This window comes from Ketobacter sp., from assembly GCF_003671495.1.
In the GTDB taxonomy this organism is placed as follows: Bacteria; Pseudomonadota; Gammaproteobacteria; order Pseudomonadales; family Ketobacteraceae; genus Ketobacter.
This window is the reverse complement of sequence record NZ_RCHN01000041.1, coordinates 95,638-107,715: the sequence shown is the minus strand read 5'-3', so window position 1 is coordinate 107,715 and position 12,078 is coordinate 95,638. Positions and strand designations below refer to the sequence as shown.

Sequence of the window (12,078 nt, the reverse complement as noted above, 5' to 3'; positions counted from 1 at the left end):
CCTCAGGGCGGCTTTTTTGTGCCCGCTCATCATTGGAGGTACCTCATGATCGGCAATGGTTTTCCCTATGGCAGGACCGGCTATGTGATTCTGGAAGAGGGGGAGATCAACCCTTCCACGTTGCAGCTGGATGTGCGCCACTATCTGGTGGTCCGGCCCAACGGTGAGCAAGTGTCAGGTAGCTTTTCCTTCCCGGAGGCGCAGCAGTTCATTCGGGAGGAAGAGTCAAAAGGCAAATAAAAAGAATAAGTTAGCAAGCATGCACAGAAAATGTGCGGGGAAAGCGAAGTGTTCGCTAACATGGCAAATTTATTTCATCTTTTTTCCAATTATCGTTTGACAGCACCCCTGAATTTCGTAAAATGGCGCCCACTTCTCGGGTGGTTAGCTCAGCTGGGAGAGCATCGCCCTTACAAGGCGAGGGTCACAGGTTCGATCCCTGTACCACCCACCAGATCCGGAGCGGTAGTTCAGTTGGTTAGAATACCGGCCTGTCACGCCGGGGGTCGCGGGTTCGAGCCCCGTCCGCTCCGCCACTATAAAGAGGCTTGCTTCACAAGAGCAAGCCTCTTTTTTTTGCCTCCGATTTTCCTGGCCCGGTCACACGATTGTCATTGTGTTGGGCTTTACTATCCCTGCATTCAAGACAGCACCCATTTGTTGGCGCGATCTTTGAATGTTATCTTTGCAGCATGGCTGTAACTTATACAGGAGGTAGTAATGATGGAACACTATCAGGATGAACTGCTCGATACCGATGAATTCGAGTTTGATGATGAAGTGGATGACGCCTTTGAGATGTGATCTCAAGGCGTCATTTTTATTTTCGGCTCAATGATTTACGAAATTCACCCGGGGTTTTCCCGGACCACCGCTTGAACGCCCGCTGAAACGCCCCCGGGGTCGAGAACCCCAACAGATAGGATATTTCCCCAAACGTCAGGTCTGTGCTTTTCATGTAGCTCATGGCCACGTCGCGCCGCATTTCATCCACCAGGGATTGATAGGCGGAATCTTCCTCTTTCAGCTTTCTACGCAGGGTCCAGCTGGGCATGCCCAGTTTTAGTGCAACCTCGTCAATGGAGGGGGTTTGCCCGTGGAGCATGGTGCCCAGTACTTTCAGTACTTTGTTGCGGTAGCTGTCCGCCAGGGCCACCTGATTCAGCAGCTGGTCACACTGCTTCACCAGCCGAGCGTTGAGCTGCTGATTGGCTTCCGGCAGCGCAATGGCCAGGTCATCTGTATTGAACAGCAGGGCATTGCGCGGTGCGCCGAAGCGGATATCGCAGTTGAATATCTGCCGGTACTGGTCGGCGTAACTGGGTTCATCGAATTCGATGTCCACCTTGCGCACCAGGTCGGTGTGGCCGGTGAGCAGGGTGCAGAGCCGGGCCCAGGCACTCAATACGCCGTCCACCACAAAGCAGGTGTAAGCGTTATAGGGGGCAATGGAATAGAAACTCAAGGTGGTCTGCAGCGGTTCGACCTGCAACTGGCTGGTGCCGCGATAGCACTGCCCGTTCAAATGTTCGTAGCGGACGATGGTATGCAAGGCCTCGCCCAGGGTGGGGGCGGTCATGGCCGCCAGCCCCACATAACCCATATCCGAGATCTGGCTGTTGATGCCCAATTGCAACCCGATTTCGGGGCTGCCGGTCTGGCGGATGGCGCCACGGCCCAGTCGCATAAGGTAAGTGAGGTCGACCCGGTTATCGTCATCCTCAAGCTCCATCGGGTTCAGATCGGCGTCGGCCAACAGCTGATTGGCATCCGCTCCCGCCTCAGTGGCCACGTGCAGGAGTTGCTTGATGTAGTGGGCTGTCGTATCCCCGATTTTCATTTATACCTTCGACTTATCCAGGGTTCTGGGCATCTGAATATTATATATGCATATAACTGGCTGTTGTTCATTTGATCTTTGAACGTTTTTTGCGCGGGTCATCACACTCCTGCTGCCTCGGTAGTCACTCCCTGGCCTGATTAACTGCTCTAGAATGGGATGGTGGCGAAAAACAGGGCTACACTGATATTCATTAGGCCGATTAGTTTACGGCTCTTTTTCCCAGTAAGACAGACTGATCTGAACGTCAGACGTGTTGGAACCATACCATGCGTGACTCGGCATACTCTAACGAGGCCATCGTTTTTTTTGAGGATGGGGCCGTCTCCAAAGAGATGACCTATTCCGAATTCGAAGCCATTCTGGATGGAGTGGTGGGCATCGACGATTTCGCTGGCGATACCGTCAAGGCGGCCTTTGTGGTGGTCAATGGTCATCTGAAGGTCAAGGCGGCAGTGCTGTTTAAAATCGGCTTTGATCGTCAGGGGTATGCGGACCGCGCCTGGAACCTGCCTTTACGTCATCTGGCGGATAACGGCGGCAGCGGGCCGGACATGGGGGCGGGCGCCATCAAGCTGGCCTGCAAATCCCAATGTGCGGTGGCCTGGCATTCTTCCTCGTTGTGGGACCCGGACATGTCCCCCAAATCCAACACCTTTGTGCGTCTGCGGGATGCGATTGCCGACAATAAGCTGTGCCTGCCAAGCAATAGCGAGCCCGAGCCCCCATTGATCCAGACCCCAACCCAGAATCCGCCGCCGAACTGGGGCATGCCCTCTGCACCAAAAGCCCAGGCACCTCAATCCTGGGGGCAGGGGGGTGGTTCCTCCATTGACTATGGTTGGGATGGGGAGGATTCCGGGCTCACCGACAGCCAGCTGGCGGCCCTGGAGCAGGAGCACCGTAACAAGATCGCGGCCTTGATCAAGCAGCAGCGTTTGCACATCCAGACCCTGAAAAATGAAGCGCAGCAGACCCTGCAATCCACCCGTGTGAGTCTGGAAAAAGAATTGGAGCTTGCCCGTCAGGAGGTAACCCGCCTGCGCAGTGAGCACGAATCCCTGCACGCCCAGAACATTGCGCTGCGGGAACAGAACGAAGCCCAGCGCAAGCAGATGGAAACCATCAAGCGCACCCGGGAGCTGGAGCTACAGGCCGCCGAACAAACGGAAAAAGCCGGCGTGGAAGCCCTGCGCAAACAGTATGAGCAGCAGCTGCAGCAGAAAATTCAGGAAGAGACCGCCAAGCTGAAAGAAGATATTGAACTGCGCAACATGGAGCTGATGTACCGCCATGATGTGGCCAAACAGCTGCGGGAGGAATTGACCCAGTTACGCAAGGACAAAATCCGTCTGGTGCATGAAGGTGGTGACAAATTCCTGGAGCGGCTGGAGGCCCTGGGTGTGAGTTTCATCGCTTTCCATCCCGGTGCCGGTCACGTTTCCATTCTGTTGTCAGAAATGCCTTCCTACATGGAAAACCCCATTGCCTACGCCGCCAACAAATGCCTGGTGTCGGAAGAACACTATCGCACCTGGCTGGAACATTACCAGAAGCCCGAATGTCAGGCGCCGTTGACCAACGAGAAGAAATGCGGCTGCCGTATTGGCCGGGTGGACGTGCCCAGTCAGTTTGTGGTGGGGGATTCCGATCGCTGTGAGAAACACAAACCCCGCTCTTATGGTGACAACGTGGTGACGTTTCGCGGTTAAGCCGTCCATTTGATAACATCGGCTCTCCCCCTGTGAGCCGTGACCCTGCATGTCCATTCTTGCCACCACTGATGCCTGTGATGTTCTTGATGTCCTTGCCCGCCTGGATGCCATCCCGGCACTGGAGCGGGCGCTCAGCCGTTATGCCCCGTTGCAACAGGCGGGCTTGCTGGCGCCGTTAACCGCGCAGTGCCTGGATTACCCGCCGTTTTCGCAACAGCAGGTGCAGGTGGATGTGCTGCAGGCAGATCAGCTGCATCCGGTGATTTCCGGAAACAAGTGGTTCAAGCTCAAATACAATCTGCTGCAGGCGCTCGAGGACGGTTGCGAGGAGCTGCTGTCCTTTGGGGGCGCCTGGTCCAATCACTTGCATGCGCTGGCCTACCTGGGCGGGTTGATGGGGGTGCGAACCCAGGGGGTGGTGCGGGGCGAGGAGCATACCCAGGACGCCACGCCCACCCTGCAGGATGCCAGCCGTTACGGTATGGCGTTGCGTTTTGTGAGTCGTCCGCAATTCCGTGACTACCGCAACCAGCCCCGGCCGTTGCAGCAGCCCGGGCGCTGGGTGATCCCGGAAGGGGGCGACAACCCATTGGGTATGCTGGGGGCGGCATCCATGGTGATGCAGGCGGATCTGGATTGGTCCCGCTACAGTCATTTGGTGGTGGCGGTGGGCACCGGGTGCACCTTTGCCGGTTTGCGCCTGGCGCTGCCGTCTTCGGTGATGCTGGTGGGGGTGTCCGCCCTCAAGGGCACCTGGGTCGGGCAGGCCATGGCAGAGCGCATGGCGGGGCTCACAGACCGTAACTGGCAGCTGGATACGAGCCGTCATCGTGGGGGATTTGCCCGAGTCGACGCCCACCTGTTGAGTTTTATGGCGGATTTTAGCGACAATACGGGCATCCAATTGGAGCCCGTCTATACCGGTAAAGCCCTGCTGGCGCTGCTGGAGATGATCCAGGCGCGCACCATTGCTGCGGGCAGCCGGGTCTTGTTTGTCCACAGTGGCGGTCTGCAGGGTGCCCGTCCCGTCGGTGCAGAAGTCAACATGAATCCCAGGAATTTCAGAGAGTAGTGGCATGCAAGCGATAGAATCTTTTCGTACCGTTGGCCTGATCGGTCGCCCCGGTGTGAATCCCCAGGTGGAAGAAACACTGATGGCACTGCTGGCCTATCTGGACAGCCGCAACATCAATGTCATTCTGGATGAAGCCACCTCCAGCAACATTACCTCCGATGGGCATCAGCGGGCCCAGCGTAAAATACTGGGGCAGACCTGTGACCTGGTGATTGTGGTCGGGGGGGATGGCTGCCTGCTGGGGGCGGCGCGGGATCTGGCCCGCTATAAAGTTCCCCTGCTGGGGGTGAACCGTGGCCGGCTGGGCTTTTTAACGGATATCCACCCCGCCGAAATCGAAGCCCGTATGGACGAGGTGCTGCAAGGTGAATACAGCGTGGAGCAGCGCTTTTTGCTGGAGGCCCAGGTCAAGCGCGATGGCAAAATGATGGGGGAAAGCTCGGCGCTCAATGACGTGGTGTTCCACTCCGGCAACTCGGTGAAGATGCTGGAGTTCGAGTTGTATATCGATGGTGACTTCGTTTATCGCCAGCGCTCCGATGGTCTGATCATGTCCACCCCCACCGGGTCCACCGCCTACGCATTATCCGGGGGCGGCCCCATCATGCATCCGCGGCTGGACGCTATTGTGTTGGTGCCCATGTTTCCCCATACGCTGAGCAGTCGTCCCATAGTAATCGACGGCAACAGTGAGATTAAAATCTATGTGTCGCCGTCCAATGATTTCAAGCCGCTGTTGAACTGCGATGGTCAGGGAGGGCAGGTGGTGGAGCCGGAGGACTGGCTCTATGTTCGCAAGCGCTCTCATCCCCTGCGCCTGCTGCATCCGAAAACCCACAGTTTTTACGAAGCCTGCCGTTCCAAATTAGGGTGGAGTGAAGTGCTTTGATCCTGGATGAACCCGGTATTGAAGGCTATGACATTATCGGCGACGTGCACGGTTGTGCCGATGCCTTGACCCGTCTGTTGCAAACCCTGGGGTACCGGTTGCACCAGGATGTCTGGCAACAACCGCAGCGCAAGGTGGTGTTTGTCGGGGATATTATCGATCGTGGCCCGCAAATCCGGCAGGCCATGCGCATTGTGCGGCGCATGGTGGATGCGGGCCAGGCGCACATGGTCTTGGGCAATCACGAGTTCAACGCGGTGGCCTATTCCTCCCACTGCCATGAGCAGGTGTCCCCCCGTCTGCAGCGCTATTACCGGCGTTTGGGGCATCATCTGAAGTCCACCCTGGTGGATTACCGGTTTCACCTGCAGGAATGGAAAGAGCTCATTCACTGGTTGCGGCACTTGCCGATTTTTCTCGAGTTCAGGCACTTTCGCGTGGTGCATGCCTGCTGGGACCCACGCCGCATCGGGCAGGCAGCGGCCTGTCATCAGGGTCGGGTATTGCTGGATGATGAGTTTCTCGCCAAGAGTATGTTGCCGGCCACCGAACCCAACCGCATTGTTGAGCGCCTGCTCAAAGGCACGGAAATGGAGCTGCCGGAAGGGCAGAGCCTGCTGGGATCCGATGGCGTGAGGCGTACCCGCTTTCGCACCAAATTCTGGAGCCAGGCTCCCCGCACCTACGGCGACGTGGTGTTTCAGCCGGATGGCCTGCCCGACGACCTGATTGACCAGCCGCTCACAGAAGCGGAGCAAGAGCACTTGCTGCAGTATGGCTCTGATCAGAAAGCCCTCCTGGTCGGTCACTACTGGTGCCAGGGGCAGCCACAGATCATTCGGCCTAACCTGGCCTGCCTGGACTACAGTGCGGTGAAGAACGGCCTGTTGGTGGCCTACCAGATGGGGGCGGAACCCCAACTGAGCAATGAGCGTTTTGTGTGGGTAAACAACGCCGGGCTGGACGGCCGAAGCCGTTAAAAAGCAAGGCGGCGGGGCGTTTATCTACTACAATTAGGTGCGATTATTGATAACGATAATATAACAGGCAATTTATGCAGCTGAAGGGGAAAACCTCTGCGTTCATCCTGTGGGTATTGATGACCCTGGCCAGTGTTTTGATCAGTGCGTGGGTTCACAAGCTGGCCACTCATACCCCGTCGGACCAGGAAGTCCGCCTGGTGAAACGCAATTTCGATGTGATTGTGAGTGAGCTGCAGGGTGATCTGCAGTGGCTGGCCCGGAATTACAATATGGAACTGCGCTCCCTGCCGGACAGTGTGGACGTCAGGCTGGTGTTTGATCAACAGGATCTTCTGCAGTACCAGACCTCTTTGGCTAACGAAGACCAGGTGGACAGCCTGCTCACCAGCCTGATCAGTTTCCTCAAGGTTCCCCGCCAGGCCAATAGCGGCATCACCTATTGGCGCGACAAGGTGATGTGGCTGGTGGTGGAGGAGCAGGACGCCGTGCGCTCGGTGACCGCGGTATTTCTGGACGACTGGTTGCTCGGTCTGTCTGACCGCCTGCATTACCAGTTGGCGCTCAGTGCCACTCCGGTGAGTGAATCCGGTGATAGCCTGGGGGAGGCGACGATGATGCTGCCGTCATTGGTGGGCAAGCCGGTGTATGTGTCGGTGAGCCCGCTGCAGACCCCATCCAACATGCCCTACGTCTGGTGGCTGTCTGTGTTGATCAGTGCCCTGGTGTGTGGTGTGCTGGTGTGGACGCTGTATTATCGCCCTATCTGGAAGCGCATCAACGGCTTGTTGCAACAGTCCCGCCAGATTATGAAATCCGGGCATTTTAACCAGCGGCTCAAGTCCGACGGCAAAGATGAAATCTCCGAGCTGGCGGTGCAGATCAACGCCATTCTCAGTTCCCTGGAATATTGCTACAACCTGATGGCCAAGACCAACCTGATCACCACTGAGTTGCTGCAGAAGGTGGATTTGCAAGTGACGCCGGAACCGGCCACGGCGTTGACGGAAGAGAGCGAATTGAAATCCTCTCTTGATGTGGTTTCCCGCCTCAGTGAAGCCTTTGAAACCGACGCCCTGGAAGTGTTTGTGCAGCCGGTGTACGCCGCAGACCGTTCCCAGGTCACCGGCTACGAAGCCCTGGCCCGCTGGATGGACCCGGAAATGGGCATGGTGTCACCGGCGGAGTTTGTCTCCATGTGCGAGAAAGCCGGCCTGCTGGATCTGCTGACTGAGCTGATGTTGCGCCACTCCCTGGCGGCATTGAAGGAGTTGCGGGTCAAGCATGGGGAAGGGCTGGTGGTGTCCATCAATTTAAGCTCCGCCCAGTTTTTCTCGCCGGCCCTGCTCGGCACTCTCAACAAGCTGACGGCAGAACACGGTGGGCTGCTGGGAAGCATGGAGTTCGAGGTGCGGGAAAGCACCATTACCCATGATTTCGACCAGGCCCTGATTCTGATCAACAACCTCAAGAGCAAAGGGCTGCGGGTGTGCATTGATGATTTCGGCCTCAGCCGCTATTCCCTCATGTATCTGCAGCGGTTGCCCGTGAACACCATCAAGCTGTCCGCCGTGTTCACCGAACGCCTGGCCTGGGAAAGCCGGGAAGTGGCCTTCATCGATGGCATCGCCCGCTTTGCCGACGCCCTCAATGTGCGGGTGATTGTCAAAAACATCGAAACCGATGGTCAGTTGCGGGCGCTCGGCACCGAATTGGATGTGGAATATCAGGGGGTTATGCTGTCACCTCCGGCACCTTTGGCGGTGGCTCTGCAGCGCTAATCTTGCGCTTGGGCTGTGTTATAATCCTCCTCCCTTTAACCGCAGACGGATTCCAGGCAGTTATGGATTTCAACGCACTCATTGATTCAATTACACCAGAGACGTACCAGGCCTTGCTGAAAGCCCTGGAGCTGGGGAAATGGGCCGACGGCAATCGCCTTACCCCGGAGCAGAAAGAGCATGTGATGCAGGCCATCATTGCTTACGGTGAAAAGCACCTGCCGCCGCAACAGCGGGTGGGGTTCATTGACCGGGGCAGCAAAGACGAAGGTGAGGTGTGCGACGATCCTCATCCCGTTGAACAGCCGGTGAAGTTTCTCCAGTAAGCCGCTACCAGCGGTATTTGTCCCAGTTCTGGGGATTGGCCCAGAACTTGGGGTTAAGCCAGTCCGGCACCGGCTTGTAGGTTTTCAGGTCAAACAGGTAGTAACGCTGCCGATCCGTTTGCGCCAGGCGTACAAACCCCAGCGCCAGGCATTCACTGTCCGTCATGCCCGCCTCATCCTCCAGGGGCAATTCCAGCAGCACCCGCTGCGCCAACTGATCCCGGCTTTTGGCAATCAGACGATTCCTGTCGGTGGGGTTCTGCATCAGGCTCGAGGCACTGATGGCCACCAGGTCCGCCCGCTGTTGGAATGCATCCTCCAGCACCTGCTCTGCGGTGAGGGGATTCGGACCCGGGAAGCCCACATAATGTACGGAGTGCAGCCCCTCGGACTCCATCAATACCGTCAACGGTGCTGGAAGCGCCATCAGAATACCCGCTAAGTTGTTAAATTCATTACAGTCATACATACTGCAGAACAAACTCCCCTTTCACAAGCGATGACTCATTGCCGGGTGGTCGCTGCAACATCAGGTCAGTGTCCATGAAAGAGAACAACGCCCCCAAAACCATTCGCCTAGCCGACTACAAAGCCCCCAATTTCCTGATCGACACCGTGCATTTGGATGTGCGGATTTACGACGATTACACCGATGTGGTGTCCCATCTTACCCTGCGTGCCAATCCGGATGTGCCCAACGCCGCTGCACAACCCCTGGAGTTGGTGGGCGCGGATCTGGAGCTGCTGGCCATCGAACTGGATGGAGTGGCACTGCCCTCTGAACGCTACGAGATCGCAGAGGAAACCCTCAGCATTGAACAGGTGCCGGCCCAGTTTTCCCTGCTCATCATGACCCGCATCCAGCCCAAATCCAACACCTCCCTGGAGGGGCTGTACGTGTCCAAGGGCATGTACTGTACCCAGTGTGAGGCAGAGGGTTTCCGGAAGATTACCTACTACCTGGACCGGCCGGACGTGATGGCCAGGTTCACCACCCGGGTGGAGGCCGACAAGCAGGCCTATCCGGTGCTGTTGTCCAACGGCAATCCGGAAGAACAGGGTGATCTGGCCGGTGGGCGCCATTATGTGATCTGGGAGGATCCATTCAAAAAGCCCTGTTATCTGTTTGCCTTGGTGGCCGGTGACCTGGCGGTGGTGGAGGACAGTTTTACCACCATGAGCGGCCGCCCAGTGAAACTGCAATTGTTTGTGGAGCCACACGATCTGGACAAATGTGATCACGCCATGGATTCCCTCAAGCGTTCCATGGCCTGGGATGAACAGGTTTACGGCCGGGAATACGATCTGGACATCTATATGATTGTGGCGGTGTCCCATTTCAATATGGGGGCCATGGAGAACAAGGGTCTGAATATTTTCAACACCTCCTGCGTGTTGGCCAATGCCAAGACCACCACCGATATGGGATTCCAGCGGGTGGAAAGCGTGATCGCCCATGAGTATTTTCACAACTGGTCCGGTAACCGGGTCACCTGCCGGGACTGGTTCCAGCTCAGCCTGAAAGAAGGGTTCACGGTATTTCGCGATCAGCAGTTTTCTGCCGATATGGGATCAGAGACGGTGAACCGCATCGATGATGTGAACCTGCTGAAGACTGTGCAGTTTGCCGAGGACTCGGGCCCCATGTCCCATCCCGTGCGCCCCGACAGCTACATCGAGATCAATAATTTTTACACCACCACTGTGTATGAGAAAGGCGCGGAAGTGGTGCGTATGATTCACCGCCTGTTGGGCAAGGAGGGCTTCCGCAAAGGCTCGGATCTGTACTTTTCCCGGCATGATGGCCAGGCGGTCACCTGCGATGATTTTGTCAAAGCCATGGAAGAGGCTAACGGGGTGGACTTGACCCTGTTCCGCCGCTGGTACTCCCAGGCCGGTACGCCACAGCTCACTGTGACTTCGGAGTATCAGCCGCAACAGCATCAGTTCAGCATCACCTTTGAACAGGTGACATTGCCAACACCGGGTCAGCCCCACAAGCAACCCTTGCATATCCCGGTGGCCATTGGCCTGTTAGGTGAAGACGGCCGGGATCTGCCGTTGCAGTTGGCGGACGGGTCCACCCTGGACCCTGCCAATCCGGTGTTGGAATTGACTGCCGCCAAATCCACCTTTGTGTTCACCGGCATCCAGTCCCAGCCGGTGGCGTCCGTGTTACGCGGATTTTCGGCACCGGTCAAAATGGTGTACGAGCAGCCCCGTGCCGAACTGGCGTTTTTAATGTCCCACGACAGCGATGGTTTCAATCGCTGGAACGCAGCCCAGCGGTTAACCGTTGCGGTTCTGTGTGACCTGATGCAGGCCTACAATCAAGCCCAACCCCTGGAGGCAGACCCACAATTGCTGGACGCGTTTCGGCGCCTGCTGACGGATGAGTCACTGGATCAGGCCATGGTAGCGAAGATGTTGGAATTGCCTACAGAATCCTTCCTGGCGGAGTTGCTGCCAAAGCCGGTGCAGGTGGATGCCATCCATCATGCCCGGGAAGGCCTGAAACAAGCGCTGGCGCTGGGTTTGCGCACGGAACTGGAACAGGTGATGGCGCGTTGCCCGCTGGATACCGAATATCGCTATGAAGTGGCCGCGGTGGCACGGCGCAGTTTGCGCAACACCTGTTTGGGCTACCTGATGTCCATCGCCGATGACGCTGCCACCGAAACCTGTGTGCAGCAATATCGCCAGGCCGGGAATATGACCGATCAGCTGGCCGCGTTTCGCGCGCTGGTGCACTCCGATCGTGGGGAGAAGCAGCAGGTCATCGCAGATTTCTACGAACAGTGGCAGACGGAAGCCTTGGTGGTGGACCAGTGGTTTATGGTGCAGGCCAGTTCACCCCAACCGGATGCGTTGGAGCAGGTGAACGGGTTGATGGCGCATCCTGCTTTTGAGATGACCAACCCCAATAAAATACGCGCGTTGATCGGCGGCTTCTGCAATAACAATCCGGTTAATTTTCATCGGGCGGATGGCGCCGGTTATGGATTCCTGGCGGATCAGATCATCGCGTTGAACAAAATAAATCCCCAGGTGGCGTCGCGAATGGCCACCATTATGACGCGCTGGGCGAATTACGACAAAGACCGGGCGGATCTTATCAAAGAGCAATTAAAGCGGATCAAAACCGAAAAATTGTCGCCGGACGTATACGAGGTGGTTACCAAAGCGCTCAATCAATAATCACAACTGGCCGTGCAAAGTCGCAACGGTAATAAACATAAGATTGCTTGTTCTTAGCAAGAATAAGTATTTGTTTTGATCACTCTGATTGGTTATTTTATGGCGGCCTAAAGAGGGCCGCCAAGCCAAAAATACGTCGAAATCAGGACAATTCCCGATTTTTCGACTTAAATTATTAAAATTACGATTATTATCGCCGGGCGTCACAAGGACTGTAAGTTGGCGATTGTGTTTAATACAGTGCGAATCGGTGCTGCGGAATTCAACAGCGCCG

Annotated in this window: 10 protein-coding genes and 2 tRNA genes; 10 read left to right on the top strand and 2 right to left on the bottom strand. The window is 56.6% G+C overall.

What is annotated here, in order from left to right:
- The first annotated feature begins 45 nt into the window (after positions 1-45).
- The 3 genes from D9N14_RS18790 to D9N14_RS18780 all read left to right on the top strand — a co-directional run bounded on the left by D9N14_RS18790 (position 46) and on the right by D9N14_RS18780 (position 536).
- Positions 46-240: a hypothetical protein gene (locus tag D9N14_RS18790; protein ID WP_290582613.1), complete on the top strand. Its 195-nt coding sequence runs from the start codon at positions 46-48 to the stop codon at positions 238-240.
- Between the two features lie 138 nt (positions 241-378).
- Positions 379-454, top strand: a tRNA-Val gene (locus tag D9N14_RS18785).
- A gap of 5 nt (positions 455-459) precedes the next feature.
- Positions 460-536: transfer RNA gene (locus D9N14_RS18780), tRNA-Asp, on the top strand.
- Between the two features lie 284 nt (positions 537-820).
- Here D9N14_RS18780 and D9N14_RS18775 read toward each other — a convergent pair.
- Positions 821-1,840, bottom strand: a complete 1,020-nt coding sequence (locus tag D9N14_RS18775) for an AraC family transcriptional regulator (RefSeq protein ID WP_290582611.1) — start codon at positions 1,838-1,840, stop codon at positions 821-823.
- 269 nt (positions 1,841-2,109) lie between these two features.
- On the opposite strand from D9N14_RS18775, the gene D9N14_RS18770 reads away from it, so the two are divergent.
- From D9N14_RS18770 to D9N14_RS18745, 6 genes are all read left to right on the top strand, one after another.
- Positions 2,110-3,552 carry a hypothetical protein gene (locus D9N14_RS18770; protein ID WP_290582609.1) on the top strand — a complete coding sequence of 481 codons (1,443 nt, stop codon included), beginning with the start codon at positions 2,110-2,112 and terminating at the stop codon, positions 3,550-3,552.
- 49 nt (positions 3,553-3,601) lie between these two features.
- Positions 3,602-4,627, top strand: coding sequence for a 1-aminocyclopropane-1-carboxylate deaminase/D-cysteine desulfhydrase (locus tag D9N14_RS18765; protein ID WP_290582607.1), 1,026 nt, complete (start codon positions 3,602-3,604; stop codon positions 4,625-4,627).
- Positions 4,628-4,640: 13 nt separating this feature from the next.
- On the top strand, positions 4,641-5,519 hold the full coding sequence (locus tag D9N14_RS18760; RefSeq protein WP_290582659.1) for an NAD(+) kinase: 879 nt from the start codon (positions 4,641-4,643) through the stop codon (positions 5,517-5,519).
- Positions 5,516-6,499, top strand: coding sequence for a metallophosphoesterase (locus tag D9N14_RS18755; protein WP_290582605.1), 984 nt, complete (start codon positions 5,516-5,518; stop codon positions 6,497-6,499). The genes D9N14_RS18760 and D9N14_RS18755 overlap by 4 nt, the downstream gene beginning before the upstream one ends.
- Before the next feature lie 74 nt (positions 6,500-6,573).
- Positions 6,574-8,280: an EAL domain-containing protein gene (locus tag D9N14_RS18750; RefSeq protein ID WP_290582603.1), complete on the top strand. Its 1,707-nt coding sequence runs from the start codon at positions 6,574-6,576 to the stop codon at positions 8,278-8,280.
- Between the two features lie 62 nt (positions 8,281-8,342).
- A complete protein-coding gene (locus D9N14_RS18745) occupies positions 8,343-8,606 on the top strand; it encodes a YeaC family protein (protein WP_290582601.1) in 264 nt (87 codons plus the stop codon).
- A 4-nt stretch (positions 8,607-8,610) separates the two neighbouring features.
- Here the strand turns inward: D9N14_RS18745 and D9N14_RS18740 are convergent, their stop codons facing one another.
- A complete protein-coding gene (locus D9N14_RS18740) occupies positions 8,611-9,033 on the bottom strand; it encodes a DUF6231 family protein (protein ID WP_290582599.1) in 423 nt (140 codons plus the stop codon).
- Between the two features lie 116 nt (positions 9,034-9,149).
- Between D9N14_RS18740 and pepN the strand changes: the two genes are divergently transcribed.
- Positions 9,150-11,804 (top strand): aminopeptidase N, encoded by a 2,655-nt coding sequence (gene pepN, locus D9N14_RS18735; RefSeq protein ID WP_290582597.1) that lies wholly within the window; start codon positions 9,150-9,152, stop codon positions 11,802-11,804.
- The last annotated feature ends 274 nt before the right edge of the window (positions 11,805-12,078 follow it).